Source organism: Amylibacter marinus (genome assembly GCF_030160015.1).
In the GTDB taxonomy this organism is placed as follows: domain Bacteria; phylum Pseudomonadota; class Alphaproteobacteria; order Rhodobacterales; family Rhodobacteraceae; genus Amylibacter; species Amylibacter marinus.
On sequence record NZ_BSNN01000008.1, the window covers coordinates 138,747 to 159,313 of the forward strand.

The window sequence follows — 20,567 nt, forward strand, 5'->3', positions numbered from 1 at the left end:
GCCTAGGGGGTGCGATGGTCGGCAGGTTCGCTACGTCAAATCCGGCCATTAACCAGATCCTCGTATCCGATCCCATTAGCCCGAATTTGGATACACAAGAATTGCGCGAAAATCATTTACGTTTGTCAGGGTTGGACCCGGTATTATCTGATCCTTCAGAGTTGAGAAAAATGTATGCGCATCATTTTCATGCAATGCGCGTGCTGGTGATATCCCGTGTTCGCGCGCGCGCCGCAAGCTATCTGGGCCGACATATGCGCCCGCCACCTCGGCCGCGCCATCAACCCCATCTGTGTCAGCCGCTACCAAATGTATTCCGGCTCGCCCCTCCAAGGCAATCGCCGCAGCCAGAGCATATTCAGCATTTGGCCCCCCGATCCCGTTCCCGCGGCGGGTCACCGTACACTCCCCCCCCGATAGCATTAAAATCGGCCTATCACCTACGCTTAGATTTTGCTGCATTTCTATTGCCTGATGAACATGCGAGCGAGCCAAATCTCGGGCCTCACCTTCGATCGCGTCCCCTAGAATTTTCGCATTTAGGCCAGAATTTTGTGCCATCTTCGCCGCCGCATCTAACGATTGCAGAGGTGCGGCCACAATGATGTTTTCTACATTGTCAAAAATGGGGGCGTCAGGGGGCAATGTTTCGCCGGAATTCTGAATTGCTTCTCGCACCGCCCTTGAAATTGCAATCTGGCGATCCGCTAGTATCTGCAAGACTTCAGTAGTGGTGCTGCTGTCCCCCACCGTGGGACCAGAGGCGATCATCGCTATATCGTCACCGGGCACATCCGAGATCATCAAGCAGGTTACCTTGGCGGGAAAACAGGCCGCAGCCAGTTTACCACCCTTTACGCGACTTAAACGCTTTCGAATTACATTCATTTCTGAAATCGGCGCACCAGATGCCAGCAATGCCGCATTCACCTGGATTTTATCTGCCAAGCTGACCCCATGGATCGGAGCACATAACAATGCCGAGCCACCACCAGAAATCAACACAAGAACATGGTCCTCTTCCGTTAACCCAGAAACCAAATCCATGATCTTTCTTGTCGCCTCTTGCCCCGCGGCATCGGGAATGGGGTGGGAGGCTTGGTGTATTTCAATCCCTTGGCAGCGTCGCGCATAACCATACCGCGTAACTACAATACCTTCACAAGGGCCAATGGCAGTCTCTACTGCCTCAGCCATGCGGGCACTCGCCTTGCCTGCGCCAATAACGATTAGCCGCCCCTTGGGCCGATCTGGTAAAAACTTTGAGATCACCCGCATTGGATCTGCGGTTGCAACCGCACAGTCGAACAGCGCGGTCAAAAACTGCTTTGGATGGATCACGCTAGGCCCCTTTATTTTTGTTTGTCGACACATCGTCCCGCACTCGTGATGAAAGGCTCTTCGCCACATTCGTTTTTCAAAACGCCAAGACACTGACCCTCTGATGCTTGCAAAACCGTTTCGCCACCGGTCTCGAGATATCCAACAAGATGCCGTGGCATACCGATTTTTGGCGCCATGGGCGGTATTTTGTATCAAACTTCGCCCCATACCTATATCGTTTATTTCTTTCTCGATCTACTAACGTGACTACCATTCCACCTTAAGAATTAGAGCTCGAGGTTCCGCCGATCAAACCGCCTTATTTCATTTGCATTACGAAGGAGAAACTGCGGATATTGCCCTGTGCGCGATTGATCTGCAATTTCGCCTTTTTCACAAGGACAAATTGGCGAATGGTGACCGAGCAACGAAAAATATCTCAGGACATCACCTATCGCAAATGCCGCGCCGCAGCAGTCAATATAAAGAACATCGCTGTTAACCGAGAGAGAAGTGCAACGGCAAGCCCATTTTAGCAGAATAGAAAATTGGTTTCCCTTCCCGCTAAATTGACTATAATTTGTCAGTGTAATGACGTCAAAATGTAAAAGGAATAGTTGAAATGTCAGAAGAAAAGCGACGAATAGTTTCCTCACGCCATTTGGCAGACGGCGAGAATTGGGAAGCATCCGAAGTCGAGTACGGGATGATTATTGCCTATAATGCGTTTTCCCGTTGGATGACACGTTGTATGTCTGCAGCTGGGAATACAGATCTAACACCTCTTGAAATCTTGGTATTACATAACACTAATCACCGTGGTCGCGACAAACGCTTAACTGATATTTGTTTTCTTTTAAATATAGAAGACACACATACAGTGAATTATGCATTGCGGAAGTTACTTAAAATGGAGCTGATCACTTCTGACAAGCGCGGCAAGGAAGTCTTCTATCGCACCTCATCAAGCGGTGAAGTGCTGTGCGAAGGATACAGAGAAGTGCGTGACCGGTGTTTTCTGGATGGCTTAACCAAACTTGATATCTCTGGCCACGAAATGAGAGAGATCGCCAGCAATCTTCGTGCCCTGTCTGGGCAATACGACCAAGCAAGTCGTGCTGCATCTTCGTTTTAGTTGTCGCCATCATTTTTAACAGGCAAGTTCTTTTGCAGCCAACTTCGGGAACTTTTCCGCCAATCGTCAAACATTGTCGCACCTGCATCATTTAGATCCGCCAAGAGTGCCTCTGTCGGTTCAAGAACCGTCATCCCCATTTCCTGTAGAATGCTCTCTTTTTCGGCTGTTTCTTTTTTGCTTAGCGTCCAACCTCTTTGTTCATATTCTTGAGCAATTTCCAAAAGCTTTTGTTGTTGATCGGATTCAAGATCATCAAAGAGGCGCTTGTTAATCAAAACAATGTTTTTGGGAATCCAACCGCCAACCTTAGTATATTTGGTTGTATGTTTCCACAAACGAGCAGACACCCCCGTGGAAGGCGACGTCACAACAATATCGACCTGCTTAGCCGCCAGTGCAGCGTCTAAATCCTTTGCTTCTACCAAAACTGGTTCAGCGCCAAGCAAGGTTGCCATACTGGAGATTGTTGCGCTATAGGATCGCAACTTCTTTCCACTAAATTTTTCCCCTGCCGACAATTCGATATTTGAATAGAAATTTTGGGCAGGCCACGGAACCGCGTATAACGCCATCACCCCATGATCGGCCAAAACCTCGTTTACAAGATTTTTTTGTGATGCCCACAACGCAGCCGCATCCTCATAATTTGTTGCCAAAAACGGTATCGAGTCCGCAGTAAAAATTGGATGCAACTCATTTAAGCGCGACATGAAAACTTCAGCGATTTGTATTTCATTGGTTCTAACAGCTTCAAGGCTGTCCGCATGGGGCACCCGGCTTGCGCTGGGATACAAAGACAGGTCGTTGTTTGGCCACACCTCTTTTTGCAAAGCATTTATAAAATTTTGGAGATTTACGACATGAAACGTTTCTTTTGAATAGGGTGAGGAGACAATCATTGGATTGGCATGCACCGCAACAGAATGGCCCCCTAGTGAATTTAGGAGGCCAAAACAGAAAGACACTATGCCCAAGAAACGTCCATTGAAACCATACATATTAATATAAGCCCATTACCCTACGATCGCGCCATCAAGTTTGGCAGGTATGTTACAATTTGAGGGAAAGCGCAAATCAAAACGACCCCTAGAAGCAACAACAAGAAAAAAGGGAATGCCGCCTTCGCTATGCGTAAGATATCAATCCCTGTGAGGCCTTGAATTACAAATAGGTTGAATCCCACCGGTGGTGTAATTTGGCTCATTTCCACAACAATTACAAGATAGATTCCGAACCACAAAGGGTCAATTCCAACCGCAGAAACCATCGGCATTATGATAGAAGTCGTTAAAACAATGACCGAAATACCGTCTAAAAAGCATCCCAACACGATAAAGAATATAGTTAGCGCGACCAACAATGCAGGCACGGACAAATTCATATCTGAAATCCAAGCTGCTAGATTGCGAGGCAATCCAGTAAAGCCCATTGAAATAGACAGAAAAGCAGCCCCTAGCAATATCAAGGCAATCATACAAGATGTACGTGTAGCCGACATAACCGCAGCACCAAATAGCGCCCAACTAAAAGATCCCGACGCCCATGCCAAAATGGTTGCAAGTACAACCCCTAGCGCAGCTGCATCCGTTGGAGATGCCAGACCACCATAGATAGACCCAATCACGCCACCGATAAGTAATGCCACGGGGAGCAATCGGCGCGAAGCCATTAATTTTTCCTTGAAGGAAAACTTCTGCTCGATTGCTGGGATAAGGTTGGGATTCAGCCACGCACGAACAGCAACATAACCAGCGAATAATCCAATCAACATGATACCTGGCAACACACCCGCCACGAACAAACGCGCAATGGATTGCTCGGTTGCCACACCGTAAACGATCAGGATAATTGATGGAGGTATTAATAGCCCCAGTGTGGCAGACCCTGCCAAAGTGCCTAAAATCAAACTTTCTGGATAGCCGCGTTTCGTCAACTCAGGGACTGACATCCGCCCTATAGTTGCAGCTGTTGCGGCAGAAGAACCAGACACAGCAGCAAACACTGCACAACCAAAGATATTGACGTGCAACAGACGACCGGGTGCCCGTCCAAGCCATGGCGCTAGGCCTGTGAACATGTCGTCACTCATCCGCGATCTAAGAAGTATTTCACCCATCAGAATAAACAAAGGGAGCGCGGTCAATGCCCAACTGTGTGAATGCCCCCAAAAGGTCGTTGCAACAATAAGACCCGCTGGAGCATTGGAAAACGCAACCAAACCGACGAGCCCCACAAGGGATAATGAAATCGCAACCCATAGCCCAGAAGCGAGGAGAGCAATCAAAACTACTAAAAGTGTTAAGGCTATAAAAGGATCAGACATGAACTATACCTCGTCTGGAGTTTTTAGTATCGGCTTCCCTGCGCGTAGCAAGTCAACCAATGTATGCAAGATCGCAACACATAGAAGACCTAAACCAAAGGTTGCGATGCTTTGTGGGATCCATAACTCTATTGGTACAATGCCATTGGAAACATCGCCGTAGTGCAAACTTTCTTGAACCAGCCCAGCCATGAACCAAGTTATAAATGCGACCAAACCAGCGGAAACAGTTAAAATCAATGCCTCGAAATAAAATTGAATTCGCAAAGGCAACATATTCGTCACAAGGTTTACACGTATGTGTCCACCAGCACGCAATGTATGCGCCATTGCAAGGAACGTAGCGCCAGCAAGCATAAAGCCAGAAAAATCTGCATATGACGGGATTGTTGATGGCAGAATTCCTGGGGCCAAACGCCCGAAAGCATTCAGAATTATTTGGGCGGTTATCAATAGACAAATTGCCAAGATTAACCCTCCAGCGATCTTTCCTGATAGATCATAAAGCCGTTCGAAAAACTTGCTCATTGTCCCCCCCTTTGGAGATATCGGGATAGCAGAACCATCCACCATCCCGATAAATGCAATTTATTTTTGATAAGTGCTCAAGATTGACTTCGCTTTATCTGAAGCTTTGGCGTTCCAATTATCAAGCATGGTACCACCGATTGCCTTAAGATCAGAAACCAATTCTGGGCTTGGCGTATAAACGGTGATCCCGTTTTCGGCCAAGGCAGTTGTCTTCGCTTCGGCTTCCGCAGCGGACATTTCCCAGCCGCGTATTTCCGCTGCTTCAGCGGCAGCAAGGACAGCAGCTTGTGTTTCGGCATCTAGACCATCAAACATTCTCTTGTTCACAACGACGATATTTTTTGGAACCCATGCATTGATTGGCGTGTAATGCGTAACAAAATCCCAAGCTGTAGAATTCACACCCGTTGAAGGTGAGGTAATCATCGCCGCAACCTGACCGGTCGCGAATGCTTGAGGGATATTTGAAGCTTCGATTTGTACAGGAGCAGCGCCTGCCAATGTTGCAAACTCTTCTAGCGCAGCATTATAAGCACGGAAGCGTAGACCATTTAGGTCGGCAACTGTCTTGATTTCACCATTAGTATATAGGCCCTGCGCTGGCCATGGAACCGAAAACAAGGGTAACAAGCCTTGCTCAGCCAACAGCTCTGTAATCACTGGTCGTTGCGCGGCCCATAGTGCCTTTGCATCTTCGTAGCTCGTCGCAACAAAAGGTTGACTGTCTACACCATAGGCCAAATCTTCGTTTGACAAACGTGATAGAAAAAATTCACCAATTGCAACTTGGCGATTTCGAACCGCGCCCTTGATTTCTGCATGCGGAAAAAGAGATCCAGCCGAGTGTACAGTAATATCAAGTGAACCATTGGTTGCAGCGCGCAGATCGTCTGCAAACTGTGAAATGTTTTGTGTGTGGAAGGTCGTATCACCATATGGCGTTGGCATATCCCAATTTTCGGCGGCCGCACTTGTTGCTAGGGCGACAGCCGCAGCGGCTGCTATTTTAAGTGTCATTTTCATTGTACTCTCCTGTTTTTAAATTCAGAACATCCGAATCTTTTCCTTGTCATTACGTTGACAATTTGTCAGCGTTATACCAATAAAGCAAGAACATTTTGATTCGAGGAGAATGATTTGGATAAGGTAACAGCGGACAAGTGGCAATTCTGGGTCGACCGGGGTGGTACCTTTACGGATATCGTCGCGCGTAAGCCTGACGGAAGCCTCTTAACCCACAAACTCCTGTCGGAAAATCCTGAAATGTATCCAGATGCGGCAGTGCACGGGATCAAAACGCTACTTGACGTCAAGGGAGCCAACATTCCAAGCGGGAAAATTTCTGCCGTAAAAATGGGCACCACGGTCGCGACCAACGCCCTTCTTGAGCGAAAAGGTGAGCAAACCCTGTTACTTATAACCAAAGGGTTTGGTGATCTGTTACGAATTGGGTATCAAAATCGCCCCGATCTTTTTGATTTGGACATTCAACTCCCGGAACTTCTTTATGACGATGTTATTGAAATAGAAGAACGCATCGATGCAGATGGCTCTATCGTTACCGAATTAAACTTGGATGCGACGCGCACAGAGCTCCTAAAGGCCTTCGATAATGGCTTTCGTTCAGTCGCTATCGCATTGATGCATTCTTATCGACACACAGAACACGAAAAAACAATCGGTAGAATTGCGAAGCAAATTGGGTTTCAACAGATTACACTTAGCCACGAAGCAAGCCCGCTTATAAAGCTGGTATCGCGTGGGGACACCGCTGTTGTTGATGCCTATTTATCGCCAATCTTACGTCGCTATGTTCACCAAGTTACCACCGCTCTTAATGCTGCGGAAGGTGGCTGTGACAGTTTGATGTTCATGCAATCTAATGGTGGATTGACCGATGCCAAATTATTTCAGGGTAAAGATGCAATTCTATCTGGCCCCGCTGGCGGCGTTGTTGGCATGGTGCGTACAGCCGCCGATTTAAAATTGGATCGCTTGATCGGATTCGATATGGGCGGTACGTCAACCGACGTTTGCCACTATGCGGGGGATTTTGAGCGCTCTTTTGAAACTGAAGTCGCAGGTGTCAGAATGCGCGCGCCTATGATGTCAATTCATACGGTAGCTGCTGGTGGCGGTTCAATATTGTCGTACAGAGATGGACGTATGCAAGTTGGCCCCGAAAGTGCAGGCGCAAACCCAGGCCCAGCCGCCTATCGTCGAGGCGGCCCATTAACAGTTACCGATTGCAACGTTTTACTTGGAAAATTACAGCCATCACAATTTCCCTCCGTATTCGGGCCCAACGGCGATCAACCACTAGACGCAACAATTGTTCGAACCAAATTTGAACAGCTGGCATCGAAAATTGACAACGGGAAATCTGTTGAAGAAATTGCCGAAGGTTTCCTGAGGATTGCCGTTGAAAACATGGCCAATGCAATCAAAAAGATCAGCGTCCAACGCGGCTATGATGTAACAAAATATACCATGAATTGCTTTGGCGGTGCGGGTGGTCAGCATGCCTGTTTGGTCGCTGATACACTTGGTATGGAAAGCGTCTTCATTCACCCTTTCGCCGGTGTTCTTTCTGCATTCGGAATGGGTTTAGCGGATGTGCGCGCTATTCACGAACATCAGCTATCCAGCTCAATCAATAATGTAAATCAAGCGAAATCGGTTTTGGAGCGTCTAACCCTTGCCGCCGTATCAGAGGTATCCGATCAAGGCGTACACGAGCAGGACATTCACGTGGTTTCGACAGCGCATATTAGAACTGATGGATCACATCAAACTTTGGAGGTCCCCTTTGGAACACCAGAAGATATGGCGGATGCATTCGCGACGGTTCACAAGCAACGATTTGGTTTCGTACCAAAATATGCGGACTTAATCATAGATCTTCTAACAGCTGAGGCAATTGGATCCACAGGTGAGACCGTTACCCTACCTGACACCTTGGTTGAAAAATCGGGGGCGCAAACTGCGCGAATGTTCAGCAATGGCAAGTTTCGCGATGTTCCCTTGGTTGATCGCACGACACTGTCAACCGGAGAGAAGGTGGCAGGCCCTGCGATTTTAACCGAGCCTACCGGCACAAACATCATTGAGAACGGTTGGGAGGCAGAATGTGTTGCTGGTGGAAACCTGATACTCAGGCGAATTGTTCCACTTCAACGTTCAGAGGCGATCGGAACAACAGTTGATCCGGTAATGCTTGAAGTATTCAACAACCTATTCATGTCCATTGCAGACCAAATGGGCGCAACACTTGCAAACACGGCCTACTCTGTGAACATCAAAGAGAGATTGGATTTCTCTTGTGCGATTTTCGACGCTCAAGGCGATTTGGTCGCGAATGCACCACATGTGCCCGTGCACCTGGGCTCCATGTCAGAAAGCGTTCGCTCAATCCTAGAACAAAATAGAGGTAAGATTCGTCAAGGCGACGTCTTTATGATGAACAACCCCTACAATGGCGGCACACATTTGCCTGATGTTACGGTTATCACGCCAATTTTTGACCAATCCGGCTCGAATATAATTTACACAGTTGCATCGCGCGGCCACCATGCAGACATCGGCGGAACCACTCCCGGTTCTGCTCCACCTGATAGCTCGCATATTGCGCATGAGGGAGTCTTGATCGATAATTTCTTATTGGTGAAGCAAGGCGTATTACAGGAAGATGAAACCCGCAAATTACTTTCGTCAGGTGAATACCCTTGCCGCAATATAGATCAAAACATGGCTGATCTAGCAGCACAAGTCGCTGCGAATGCGACAGGCGAACGTGAATTAATGAAAATCACACGACAATTCGGATCTGATGTTGTTCACGCCTACATGGGGCACGTACAAGACAACGCAGAGGAAAGCGTGCGCCGCGTCTTGGATGTTTTGCACGATTGCCAATTTACCTACCCGTTAGACAGCGGAGCACAGATAAAAGTATCGATCAAAGTGGATAAAGCCACACGCGAAGCTCATCTGGATTTCACCGGAACATCACCACAAGATAAAATGAATTATAATGCGCCGCTATCGATTTGCCGTGCGGTAGTTTTATATGTATTCCGAACCCTTGTTGGGTCAAATATTCCAATGAACGAAGGATGCCTAAAACCCCTTAGCCTAACCGTACCGACCGGAACAATGATCAATCCGGTTTCACCCGCGGCCGTTATTTCAGGGAATACCGAGGTTAGCCAAGCCATTGCTGATACTTTGTATGGCGCATTGGGTGTCATCGCTGGAAGCCAGGGAACGATGAATAACTTCGTTTATGGTAACGAGCAGATGCAAAACTACGAAACCATTTGCGGGGGAACAGGTGCTGGTGACGGTTTTCACGGCGCTGATGCTGTTCACAGCCATATGACCAATACACGTATGACTGACCCCGAAGTTTTAGAAACTCGTTTTCCGGTACAGGTTGATGAATTTTCAATACGACGTGGATCGGGAGGTGCTGGTGCATTTAATGGTGGGAATGGCATCATTAGGAAGTTGCGCTTCAAAGAGCCAATGACGGTGACCGTTCTAACGTCTCATAGAAAAATTCCACCACACGGCGCTGCAGGTGGCGCGCCAGGTGCAACGGGCGAGAATTCTGTGCTGCGCGCCAACGGGCAAACCGAAATACTAAATGGAAATGACGTGGCGATCATGAACCAAAACGATGTCTTCATCTTAAAATCCCCAGGTGGCGGCGGCTATGGAACTGAGGTTAGTGACGATATGGATCGCTAGTGTTACTCACACTTGCAAGCCGAGTATTACTTAAACCAGAACTTGAGCAACAAACCAATCGGCAGAGGCAACCCTTAAGACGCGTCAAGGCAAGGGGCCGCAGAGTTCAATTTGCGCCCCCTTGCCTTTGTTCAACATACTTAGGGACAGATTAATCGGCTAGAATAATTGCTGACCGGTCTGATCAGGCCGCAGTAATTGATCTATGATTAATGCTCGTACAAGACAGGCCCTTGGCTTGGTATGACGCTTTCTAGCGTCATTGGTTGGTACCCCAATGCGCATTGTATGCCGCAGCGCAGGTTCAATTGCCATCAAGGGCGACTGGATGGAGACAGACCCGCAATCGGGGCAGGTTTGCTTTCCCCTGCCCCTTAATTGTTCGCTAACTTACTTTGCGCGAGGGCGAAACGGTTCCAACACCTCTACATCGACCGTCAGAATACGCGCGAAACGTTCTGCTACATCGTTGGTCACAGTCCAGTTGTGGCGGGTTTTAGCGACCAGTTCATTCCCATCTGGCAGAATGCCGGCCCAATCAAAAACAGCAGTCATTGCATAGGTGCCATCAGCGTTTTCGAATACGGAAAACCCGCTGATGACATGTGTACTTGCCTCGATCTGCGATCCAGGCCCCGCCAACCAAGCCTTGAACCCGTCAAAATCTGTGATTGCGCCCGAAGAGAAGTTTAAAGAGAACCCATCTGCCAGAATTTCACGCACCGGTTCGGGGTTGCGCGACGGATCTTCGATAAGGGCCAACCAATAGTGTACAAGGCTGCGCACACGATTGTCAGCATAGGCATCAACAAACGCATCGGCCGTGCCATCCGAATTTTGCGAAATGGTTATTTCGGTAAATTTGGGCAGTACACCATCGGTAGCGGTCATTGCCATGGTATATGTCAGTTCCGCGGATCGAATGCTGCCACTCTCTAACATGCCTGCGTTAAGATAGGTGATATCGGCATTCAAAGCCAATGTGCCGTCATCATTGATGCTGACCTGCACATCGCGCACATCATGCGCGTTCTGCCAATGCCCAGGCAATTGCGCGACGCGCGCGGCATAATCATCCAGGCCCTTCGCTGTTCCCAGACCCGATACTACAACCACATCCTCGGCCAAAATATCCAGCGCATTCTCTATACCGCCATCAGGGCGTTCATAAAGCTGATACCAGCGATAATACTGGGCCAAGGCACCATGCACCAAATAGCCGTTGCGGATATCTGTCTCGTTCATTTCATCTGCCATCGCTGTTGTCCCTGTCGACAGGGCGAGCGTTGCCGCGAGCGCAAATTTGTAAAGCATTGTTTTCAATTTTAGTTTCCTTATTCTTGGGAGGAGTGAGGGCGCGTTCGAAATTTCTGATCGGCCCCCAAGGGTTGGTCCAAATTCATTGTTAATGCATGACGTGTCTTTGGTCTAGCGCGATGCGATGTAGGGCCAGCGGTCCAATTACAACCCCACCCAATCATGCATTATCAGATGTAACTGAACATTTCCGAGTTTGATGCACGTCGGCCAAATCGATCAGATCTGATTGAGGATGCAATATTGATATCAACGTCGATCAAATTCATTTTCCAGTTCAGAAAGAAAATCATTTCTCAATCATCAACACTGTCCACATAACTATACCCATAATGTAAAAAACCATCTCAATCGCAAATCACACACCAAAGTGGCAAACAATCCGCGATATTCACAAAATTTTGAAAAATGGTGCTGCAAGGGAGAATTGAACTCCCGACCTCGTCATTACCAATGACGCGCTCTACCACTGAGCTACTGCAGCACTGTGAGGCGGGTTTTAGCAAAATCGTTTTTAAACGCAAGTGCAAACTAGACCAAAGATGCGCCTTACTTTAAAAGCACCCCATGACTAACGATATAGACAAGACAAACAAGCCGAAATCGACCGCCAAAATCAAAGCAGAGGCGCGCGAAGCTCGGCTAAAACAGCAATTACGCCAGAATTTGCACCGACGCAAAGCCCAAGCGCGTGCAAAAAATGACACCGAGTAAGGGGATTCTCTGAATATGGATTCGATCATCGTACAAGGCGGGGGTGCCCTCTCCGGGGAAATCCCGATCGCTGGCGCCAAAAATGCCGCCCTCACATTGATGCCGGCGGCCCTGCTTACGGATCAGCCCGTAACCCTGACCAATGTGCCTCGGCTGTCCGATATCTCTACCACCAATGAATTGCTGGCCTCACTGGGCACCGAAATCGCCGTGCTTTCTGATGGGCAGGTCATAGCCCTGCACACCAAAGAAATCACCAATCACACGGCGCACTATGACATTGTACGTAAAATGCGTGCATCAATCTTGGTTCTGGGGCCAATGTTGGCCCGCGATGGTCAGGCCGCCGTTTCTCTACCGGGGGGATGTGCCATTGGCGCGCGCCCCGTAGACATTCACCTAAAAGGCCTAGAAGCCATGGGCGCAGAAATCGATCTGCGGGATGGCTATGTACATGCAAAGGCCTCAGGTGGCCTTAGTGGTACGGTATACGAGATGCCCTTCGCCTCGGTTGGGGCCACAGAAAACCTGCTGATGGCAGCAACACTGGCCAAGGGTACAACCGTTCTTAAAAATGTGGCACGAGAGCCTGAAATTGTTGATTTAGCTGATCTTTTACGCGCAATGGGCGCAAACATCAGCGGCGATGGTACCAGCACAATCACCGTTGAGGGTGTTGAAAAGCTAGGTGGTGCCACCCACTCTGTGGTCACCGACCGCATCGAATTAGGCACCTATATGCTGGCCCCAATAATCGCGGGCGGCGAGGTGGAATTGCTGGGTGGCAAACGCGCATTACTGGAATCCTTTTGCCAAAAACTGGAAGAGGCCGGCGTTGTCATTACAGAAACCCAGCGCGGTCTAAAGGTCGCGCGCGCTAATGGCCGTATCCATGCGGTAGATATCACAACAGAGCCCTTCCCCGGGTTCCCGACCGACCTACAGGCCCAGATGATGGCTCTGCTATGTACCGCCAACGGAAAATCTGTGCTCAGCGAGACTATATTCGAAAACCGTTTTATGCACGCGCCCGAATTGGTGCGTATGGGCGCAAACATCGATGTACAGGGCGGCACCGCCACAGTGACCGGTGTCGACCAACTGAAGGGTGCGCCCGTGATGGCCACGGATCTGCGGGCCTCTGTATCGCTGATCCTTGCAGGGCTGGCCGCACAGGGCGAAACCCGTGTTGCACGGGTTTACCACCTTGATCGTGGCTATGAAAAAGTCGTATCAAAATTCCGCGGGATTGGTGCCAACATCGAACGGATCAAAGAATGACACAAGATGCAAGATTTGAGGATGGATCAGAAAAACCAATCCGCCTAAAGGCCCAAGACGCGGATGATATCGCGGTGATCTCATCCTTAGTCCAAGACGCAATCCTGCCCGCATCAGAAATCGCATGGCTACCAGCAGAGAACCGCTTTGGGCTTCTGTTGAATAGATTTCGCTGGGAAAACAAGAACCAAGACGCCGAACGGGTGCAAACCGTTTTGGTATTTGATTCCATTACCAAGGCAAAAACCGATGGCGTTGATCCCGCCAATAAAGAACAAATTCTATCTATCCTGTCGCTAAGCTTCACCCCCACCGAAGACGGCTCTGGCTGGTTAACCCTAACCCTTGCAGGTGACGGCGAGATCGCCCTGTTTGCGGAATGCATCGACATCACCTTGAAGGATGCAACCAAACCCTATATCGCACCCTCAAAACGTAGACCAACCCATAAACTCGACTAGGGGGGCGCATGCCCGTTATCCTCAATTCCCAAAACCCCAATTTCGATGCGGATTTCACCGCCCTGTTGCACACCAAACGCGAGGCCGATCAGGATGTGGACCATGTGGTGGCTGGGATCATCGCACAGGTGCAATCCCGCGGCGATGAGGCCCTTATTGAATACACCGAAAAATTCGATCACCTATCTCTAACGCCCGAAACACTTGCCTTCAGCCCTGCGGAAATAGATGCGGCAATTGCCACCGTCCCAAATGCGGAACGTTCAGCCCTAGAATTGGCCGCGACCCGCATCCGTGCCTATCACGAACGCCAAATCCCCAACAATGAATGGTGGACAGGGGATCACGGCGAGGGCCTTGGCTGGCGCTGGTCGGCGGTAGAGCGCGCAGGGCTTTATGTGCCCGGTGGGCTGGCCTCCTATCCCTCATCGGTCTTGATGAATGCAATCCCGGCACAGGTGGCCGGCGTGGAAAACCTTGCTATTTGCGCCCCTACCCCCAATGGTAAATTCAACCCGCTGGTGCTGCTGGCCGCGCGCCTGTCTGGGGTGGAAACCATCTACCGCATTGGCGGCGCACAGGCCATTGCCGCCATGGCCTTTGGGACAGAAACCATCCCCAAGGTTGATACGATTACCGGCCCAGGGAACGCCTTCGTGGCCGCGGCTAAACGGCGCGTTTACGGCCATGTTGGCATCGATATGATCGCGGGGCCGTCTGAGATTTTGATCATCGCTGATCGAGACAATAACCCTGATTGGATTGCCCTTGATCTCTTGTCGCAGGCCGAACATGACGCCTCGGCGCAATCAATCCTGATTACCGATGATGCTGATTTTGCGCATGGGGTGATCCGTGCCGTGGAAAAGCGTCTTGAAACGCTAGAACGGCGCGATATCGCGCGCCAATCTTGGCGTGATTTCGGCGCAGTAATTGTCTGCCAAGACCTAGAACAGGCCGCCACCCTATCAGACCGTCTTGCCCCCGAGCACCTAGAGCTCTGCGTTCAAGACGCTGAGAGTTACGCCCAAAAAATCCGGCACGCTGGGGCTATTTTCATCGGCGCTTATACTCCCGAGGCCATTGGCGATTATATTGGTGGCCCAAACCACGTATTGCCCACCGCACGCTCCGCGCGCTTCTCATCTGGCCTATCAGTTCTAGATTTCATGAAACGCACCACCCTATCGCGCATGACACCAGCCGCCCTTGCTGCCATAGGCCCCTCTGCAGAGACCTTAGCAAAATCAGAAAGCCTAGAGGCCCATGGGCTATCTGTACGCGCACGCCTTGACCAATTGAACAAAGATACGCAAAGTTAATTCATGTCATTTCTCACTGATCTTACCCTTGATGATCGCGGGCTCCCCGAGCCAACGCCAGAAATCGCCCAAGAGCGACGCATCGCCATTTTTGACCTGCTCGAGGAAAACAGCTTCGAGATCATCAAAGAGGGCGCACCCGATGGGCCGTATAAATTGACCCTTGGGATCAATGACCGCCGCTTGGTGTTTGATATCTCGGCTACCAACGATGCACCTGTTGCGCAGTTTCTGATTTCCCTATCGCCCCTACGTCAGGTGATCAAAGATTACTTTCAGATCGTAGAGAGCTATTTTAAGGCCGTATCTACCCTGCCTCCGGCCCAAATCGAGGCAATAGATATGGGCCGGCGTGGCATCCATAACGAAGGTGCCGAACAACTGCGCGAGCGCCTTTCGGGTAAAATCGAGATCGACGAACAAACCGCGCGCCGCCTCTTCACGCTTATCTGCGCCCTACATTTCAGAGGATAGTCATGAATAACCTTCCCTCTTCTGTTCTGTTTTGCTGTGATCATAATTCGATCCGCTCTCCTATGGCCGAAGGCCTGATGAAAAAACATGTGGGTACCAAAAGTTTCGTGCAATCGGCAGGGGTTAAAAACATCAAAGACATCGATGGGTTTAGCATTACCGTCTGTGCCGAAGTCGGCGTAGAACTGGAAAAACATCAGGTACGTTCTTTCGAAGACCTTGCGGATTTTGGCGATGATCTGGAAAGCTATGATTTGATCATAGCGCTATCGCCGGCCTCAGCCAGCATGGTACGCGACTTAACCAAGGATGCCGCCGTAGGCGTAGAGTTTTGGGACATCGCCGATCCGACCGGAGCCGGCGATAGCCGCGAGGCAAACTTAATTTCCTATCGTGCAGTGCGCGATGATATCATCAATCGCATTGCCAAACGTTTCCCCCAATAGCGCTATTTGGTGCCAAACATGCGATCGCCAGCATCACCAAGCCCAGGAATAATATACCCCTGATCGTTCAACTTCTCATCTACCGAGGCCGTTACAATCGGCACATCAGGATGCGCGACCTTCATCGCCGCCACACCCTCGGGCGATGCCAGCAAGCACAAAAACCGAATGTTGCGTGCGCCTGCCTCTTTCAGCATGTCAATGGCGGCAATCGATGAATTCCCCGTGGCCAGCATCGGGTCCACGGCAATGACCAGTCGCTGATCCAGCTGTGCAGGTACCTTAAAATAATATTTCACCGGTTTTAATGTCTCTTCATCACGGTACAGCCCCACAAAGCCCACCCGCGCCGAGGGCACCAAATCCAGAACCCCATCCAACAGCCCATTTCCGGCGCGCAAAATAGAAACCAGCGCCATTTTTTTACCCGCCATCACCGGTGCGGGCATTTCACACATGGGGGTTTGAATGGTCTTGGCGCTCATTTCCAAGTTGCGTGTGATCTCATAGGCCAATAACTGGCTAATCTCGCGCAACAACTGTCTGAAATGATTGGTGGGGGTGGTTTGATCGCGCATATGGGTCAATTTGTGCTGAACCAATGGATGGTCAACGATGGTTAAATGGTTTTGCATATCCGCACCTCTGATGTTTTCCATAGGGTGCGCTAGGCTTAGGGGTAATTCAAGCGCTATCCAACGCAATTGCGTGTTCAATCCACGCCACATTGGACGAAAATTTATCATATTTTCCTTTTCTCTTGATATTTTGCCCCTAGGGGCGCATATGCCCTGCATCGGTGTAAAATATACACCAATCGTAACTAACGGAGACCACATGGCTAAAGAAGAACTTCTCGAATTCGATGGTGTCGTTGTAGAGCTTCTGCCCAATGCCACATTTCGGGTAGAGCTGGAAAACGGCCATGAAATTATCGCTCATACCGCTGGTAAAATGCGCAAAAACCGCATTCGTGTACTGGCTGGTGACAAGGTTCAGGTGGAAATGACCCCCTATGACCTGTCCAAAGGGCGCATTAATTTCCGCTACAAATAATCCCTTGAAACTGATCCTTGGATCCGCCTCGCCCCGCCGGCGGGATCTGTTGGCGCAAATCGGCGTGCACCCCGATGAAATTCGCCCTGCGGATATAGACGAAACGCCCGAACAGGGCGAACGCCCCCTTGCCTATGTGCAACGTATGGCCGCCGAGAAGGCGCGGGCAATTGCGGCTGATGACGCGGCTCTAATCCTGACCGCAGATACAATCGTGGCCTGCGGGTTGCGCATCTTGGGCAAACCTACAGATGCGGCCCAAGCGGCAGATTACCTAAAACTGTTGGGCGGGCGACGCCACCGTGTCACCACTGCCATGACCTTGCGCCGCGGCGCAAAAATCACCACCCGCAGCGTGACCACCAGTGTAAAGATGAAGCGCCTATCCGACCAAGAGCTCTCGCAGTATATCCAATCAAAGGAATGGCAGGGCAAGGCGGGCGGTTATGCGATCCAAGGTATCGCCAGTGCCTTCATCCCCTTTATTTCCGGCAGCTATACAAATGTTGTTGGCCTGCCACTGGCCGAAGCAGCCACCCTACTCGCATCGGCCCAGTACCCAGTATCATTCGATGGAACTTGCTCATGAAAAAAGGCCTGATTGCCGCGCTTGATCACATTGATGGTCGCCCTGCAGCCGCATTGTTGCGCGATGGAAAGCTGATCGATCTGTTGATTGACCCGCCCGCAGGCGCTGTGCAACCCGAGGCCATCTACCGCGCTAGAACAGGCCAGCAGATGAAGGGCCAAAACGGGCTAATCCTTGATATGGGCAAGGGTGCCAAGGGCTTCCTTAAGGGGGCCAAGGGCATCGCGCAGGGCACGGTTTTGTTGGTTCAGGCCGCAACCCATGCAGAGCCCCACAAGGCGACACCGGTGGTTCCCAAGATCATCTTCAAGAGCCGTTATTGCATCATCACCCCGACCGCCCCGGGCATCAATATTGCCCGCCGGATCAAGGATGATGACCTGCGCGAAGAGCTTTTGGAAATCGTGCACGAGACGCTTCAAGGCGATGCAGCTGATTTCGGTGTAATCATACGGTCTGCGGCCATGGGCGCACCTGCAGAGGATATCGGCGAAGATATCGCTGAAACCACCGCCACGGCAATGGCCGTTATGGCCCAGCAAAGCGGCACCCCAGAATTGCTACTACCCGCACCCAATGCCCATGCCCGCGCATGGCGCGATTGGATTGATCCTGAACCCAGCGACATAGAAACAGATGCCGGCTGTTTTGAATATCTAGGCATCCTAGATCAAATCGACATGCTGCAAACCCCGCATGTGCGCCTGCCTAACGGCGCATCCATGGAAATCGAGCCGACCTCGGCCTTGGTGGCGATTGATGTGAACACAGGTGCGGATTTCTCGCTTGGCGCAGGGCTAAAGGCCAACCTAGCGGCGGCGAAAGAACTACCAAAACAGCTGTCTTTGCGCGGCCTTGGTGGGCAGATTGTCATTGATTTTGCACCCTCGCCCAAAAAAGATCGCCGCCAGATCGAAACCGCCCTACAATCAGCCCTGCGCCGCGATGGGGTGGATACCATTCTGGTGGGGTGGACTAACCTTGGGAATTTTGAGTTGCAACGCAAACGCGAACGCCTACCCCTCAGCGAGCTGTTATCATGAGTTGCCCTATTTGCTCCAAATCAACGGATGAAAAATACCGCCCTTTTTGCTCGAAACGTTGTGCGGATATCGATCTGGGGAAATGGCTAACCGGCGGGTATGTAATTGAAACGGATGACATTTCCGAAGACGACAGCCTGCCTGAACAACCACAGGGCACAGGCCCTCACTAGCCCTACAAGCGCCAAGTTTCACCGTTGCGCGGACAAAAAAACAGCCCCGAAGGGCTGCTTTCATTCTTTGCGCTGTTTTCTTAGTCCATCGTTGGGATGCTAAATTCCCCGCCATCCTTCAGGCCAGATGGCCAACGCGATGTCACAGTCTTGGTGCGAGTATAGAACTTGAACGAATCTGTACCGTGCTGGTTTAGATCACCAAAGGCAGATTTCTTCCAGCCACCAAAGCTGTGATAGGCCAATGGCACAGGAATTGGCACATTCACGCCCACCATGCCGATATTGATCCGGTTGGCAAAGTCACGCGCCGTGTCACCATCGCGGGTGAAAATCGCGGTGCCGTTGCCGTATTCATGATCCATGGCATAGCCGATGGCCTCTTCATAGGTTTTAGCACGCACAGTACACAGAACCGGCCCGAAAATCTCTTTGGTATAGATATCCATATCCGGGGTTACGTGATCAAACAAATGCGGCCCGACAAAGAACCCATCTTCGTAGCCTTGCAGATTGAAATTACGGCCATCGACCACCAATTTCGCACCGGCATCTACGCCAGACTGAACCAAAGACAGGATATTGTCTTTTGCCGCATTAGTGACCACAGGGCCATAATCCACATCCGCACCGCTGGTATAGGGACCAACCTTCAAGGCCTCGACCTTGGGTGCCAATTTTTCGATCAAACGATCCGCAGTATCTTCGCCCACAGGTACCGCCACAGAAATCGCCATGCACCGCTCGCCCGCAGCACCGTAACCAGCACCCAACAGCGCATCCGCCGCCTGATTCATATCGGCATCAGGCATAATGATCATGTGGTTTTTAGCACCACCAAAGCATTGAACCCGCTTGCCGTTCGCACAACCAGTTGCGTAGATATATTCGGCGATTGGTGTCGATCCTACAAAGCCAATGGATTGAATGGTGTCGTTGTGCAATAGGGCATCCACTGCCTCTTTGTCACCATTAACCACCTGCAAAACCCCATCGGGCAATCCAGCTTCGCTCATCAATTCGGCCAGCATCAAGGGCACCGTCGGCGCACGCTCGGATGGTTTCAGAACAAAGGCGTTGCCACAGGCAATTGCCGGAGCAAACATCCACATCGGGATCATCGCGGGGAAGTTAAAGGGTGTAATGCCTGCAGAAACGCCCAGTGGCTGTTTCATAGAATACATATCGATGCCCGTTCCCGCGCTATCGGTAAATTCGCCCTTCAACAAGTGCGGTGCGCCAATACAAAATTCAGCAACCTCTAGCCCACGCTGAACATCACCCTTGGCATCAGGCAGGGTTTTGCCGTGTTCGCGGCTTAGGGCTTCGGCCAGCTTATCCATATTCTGATTTAGCAGATCAACGAATTTCATGAAAACCCGTGCGCGACGCTGGGGATTCATTGCTGCCCATTTTGGCTGTGCCTCAGCGGCCTTGGCGATAATATCATCAACCTCGGCGGTTGTGGCCAAGGGGCATTGCGCCTGCACTTCACCAGTCGCGGGGTTAAACACATCCGAGAAGCGGGTTGCCGCGCTCTTCGTCATTTGGCCATTTACGAAATTGGATATTTCTTGCATTTTTTCCTCCAGTAAATTTCCCCCTGTATTACACTGCAATTTTA

General features: G+C 50.4%; 20 protein-coding genes and 1 tRNA gene. 12 read left to right on the forward strand and 9 right to left on the reverse strand.

Annotated elements, in window-relative coordinates; all coding sequences use genetic code 11:
* Window positions 1-75 precede the first annotated feature (75 nt).
* Window positions 76-1,341, reverse strand: coding sequence for a glycerate kinase type-2 family protein (locus QQL62_RS12120; RefSeq protein WP_284379625.1), 1,266 nt, complete (start codon window positions 1,339-1,341; stop codon window positions 76-78).
* 604 nt (window positions 1,342-1,945) lie between these two features.
* Here QQL62_RS12120 and QQL62_RS12125 point away from each other — a divergent pair.
* Window positions 1,946-2,458 (forward strand): winged helix DNA-binding protein, encoded by a 513-nt coding sequence (locus QQL62_RS12125; protein ID WP_284379627.1) that lies wholly within the window; start codon window positions 1,946-1,948, stop codon window positions 2,456-2,458.
* Here QQL62_RS12125 and QQL62_RS12130 read toward each other — a convergent pair.
* From QQL62_RS12130 to QQL62_RS12145, 4 genes are read right to left on the reverse strand one after another with little or no spacing between them, the layout of a single operon-like run.
* Entirely contained in the window at window positions 2,455-3,459 is a 1,005-nt protein-coding gene (locus QQL62_RS12130) for a TRAP transporter substrate-binding protein (protein ID WP_284379629.1), read from the reverse strand. The genes QQL62_RS12125 and QQL62_RS12130 overlap by 4 nt on opposite strands.
* 20 nt (window positions 3,460-3,479) lie before the next feature.
* A complete protein-coding gene (locus QQL62_RS12135; RefSeq protein WP_284379631.1) occupies window positions 3,480-4,784 on the reverse strand; it encodes a TRAP transporter large permease in 1,305 nt (434 codons plus the stop codon).
* Window positions 4,785-4,787: 3 nt separating this feature from the next.
* Window positions 4,788-5,312 carry a TRAP transporter small permease gene (locus tag QQL62_RS12140; RefSeq protein ID WP_284379633.1) on the reverse strand — a complete coding sequence of 175 codons (525 nt, stop codon included), beginning with the start codon at window positions 5,310-5,312 and terminating at the stop codon, window positions 4,788-4,790.
* Window positions 5,313-5,372: 60 nt separating this feature from the next.
* Entirely contained in the window at window positions 5,373-6,338 is a 966-nt protein-coding gene (locus QQL62_RS12145) for a TRAP transporter substrate-binding protein (RefSeq protein WP_284379634.1), read from the reverse strand.
* A gap of 114 nt (window positions 6,339-6,452) precedes the next feature.
* Between QQL62_RS12145 and QQL62_RS12150 the strand changes: the two genes are divergently transcribed.
* A complete protein-coding gene (locus tag QQL62_RS12150; protein ID WP_284379636.1) occupies window positions 6,453-10,067 on the forward strand; it encodes a hydantoinase B/oxoprolinase family protein in 3,615 nt (1,204 codons plus the stop codon).
* A gap of 390 nt (window positions 10,068-10,457) precedes the next feature.
* Here the strand turns inward: QQL62_RS12150 and QQL62_RS12155 are convergent, their stop codons facing one another.
* Together QQL62_RS12155 and QQL62_RS12160 are read right to left on the reverse strand one after the other, a co-directional pair.
* A complete protein-coding gene (locus QQL62_RS12155) occupies window positions 10,458-11,312 on the reverse strand; it encodes a hypothetical protein (protein WP_284379639.1) in 855 nt (284 codons plus the stop codon).
* 481 nt (window positions 11,313-11,793) lie between these two features.
* Window positions 11,794-11,868: transfer RNA gene (locus QQL62_RS12160), tRNA-Thr, on the reverse strand.
* Between the two features lie 83 nt (window positions 11,869-11,951).
* Between QQL62_RS12160 and QQL62_RS12165 the strand changes: the two genes are divergently transcribed.
* From QQL62_RS12165 to QQL62_RS12190, 6 genes are read left to right on the forward strand one after another with little or no spacing between them, the layout of a single operon-like run.
* Window positions 11,952-12,098 (forward strand): hypothetical protein, encoded by a 147-nt coding sequence (locus tag QQL62_RS12165; RefSeq protein WP_284379641.1) that lies wholly within the window; start codon window positions 11,952-11,954, stop codon window positions 12,096-12,098.
* Between the two features lie 15 nt (window positions 12,099-12,113).
* Window positions 12,114-13,379, forward strand: coding sequence for a UDP-N-acetylglucosamine 1-carboxyvinyltransferase (gene murA, locus QQL62_RS12170; RefSeq protein WP_284379643.1), 1,266 nt, complete (start codon window positions 12,114-12,116; stop codon window positions 13,377-13,379).
* Window positions 13,376-13,840, forward strand: a complete 465-nt coding sequence (locus tag QQL62_RS12175; RefSeq protein WP_284379646.1) for a DUF2948 family protein — start codon at window positions 13,376-13,378, stop codon at window positions 13,838-13,840. Before murA ends, QQL62_RS12175 begins: the two co-directional genes overlap by 4 nt.
* 8 nt (window positions 13,841-13,848) lie before the next feature.
* Window positions 13,849-15,162 (forward strand): histidinol dehydrogenase, encoded by a 1,314-nt coding sequence (hisD, locus tag QQL62_RS12180; protein ID WP_284379648.1) that lies wholly within the window; start codon window positions 13,849-13,851, stop codon window positions 15,160-15,162.
* 3 nt (window positions 15,163-15,165) lie between these two features.
* Window positions 15,166-15,636 (forward strand): UPF0262 family protein, encoded by a 471-nt coding sequence (locus QQL62_RS12185; protein WP_284379649.1) that lies wholly within the window; start codon window positions 15,166-15,168, stop codon window positions 15,634-15,636.
* Window positions 15,637-15,638: 2 nt separating this feature from the next.
* The gene (locus QQL62_RS12190; protein ID WP_284379651.1) at window positions 15,639-16,082 is read left to right on the forward strand and encodes an arsenate-mycothiol transferase ArsC; all 444 of its coding nucleotides are present in this window, start codon (window positions 15,639-15,641) and stop codon (window positions 16,080-16,082) included.
* Window positions 16,083-16,084: 2 nt separating this feature from the next.
* On the opposite strand, the gene upp is transcribed toward QQL62_RS12190, so the two are convergent.
* The gene (gene upp / locus QQL62_RS12195; RefSeq protein ID WP_284380060.1) at window positions 16,085-16,717 is read right to left on the reverse strand and encodes a uracil phosphoribosyltransferase; all 633 of its coding nucleotides are present in this window, start codon (window positions 16,715-16,717) and stop codon (window positions 16,085-16,087) included.
* Between the two features lie 202 nt (window positions 16,718-16,919).
* Here upp and infA point away from each other — a divergent pair, with 202 nt between their 5' ends.
* Genes infA through QQL62_RS12215 form a run of 4 tightly spaced genes read left to right on the forward strand, consistent with a single transcriptional unit; the run spans window position 16,920 to window position 18,943 of the window.
* Complete coding sequence (gene infA, locus QQL62_RS12200) at window positions 16,920-17,138, forward strand: translation initiation factor IF-1 (RefSeq protein ID WP_008034741.1); 219 nt, start codon at window positions 16,920-16,922, stop codon at window positions 17,136-17,138.
* A 4-nt stretch (window positions 17,139-17,142) separates the two neighbouring features.
* Entirely contained in the window at window positions 17,143-17,727 is a 585-nt protein-coding gene (locus QQL62_RS12205; protein ID WP_284380063.1) for a Maf family protein, read from the forward strand.
* A complete protein-coding gene (locus QQL62_RS12210) occupies window positions 17,724-18,770 on the forward strand; it encodes a ribonuclease E/G (RefSeq protein WP_284379657.1) in 1,047 nt (348 codons plus the stop codon). The genes QQL62_RS12205 and QQL62_RS12210 overlap by 4 nt, the downstream gene beginning before the upstream one ends.
* The gene (locus QQL62_RS12215) at window positions 18,767-18,943 is read left to right on the forward strand and encodes a DNA gyrase inhibitor YacG (RefSeq protein WP_284379662.1); all 177 of its coding nucleotides are present in this window, start codon (window positions 18,767-18,769) and stop codon (window positions 18,941-18,943) included. Before QQL62_RS12210 ends, QQL62_RS12215 begins: the two co-directional genes overlap by 4 nt.
* An 80-nt stretch (window positions 18,944-19,023) precedes the next feature.
* On the opposite strand, the gene QQL62_RS12220 is transcribed toward QQL62_RS12215, so the two are convergent.
* Entirely contained in the window at window positions 19,024-20,523 is a 1,500-nt protein-coding gene (locus tag QQL62_RS12220) for a CoA-acylating methylmalonate-semialdehyde dehydrogenase (RefSeq protein ID WP_284379664.1), read from the reverse strand.
* Window positions 20,524-20,567 lie beyond the last annotated feature (44 nt).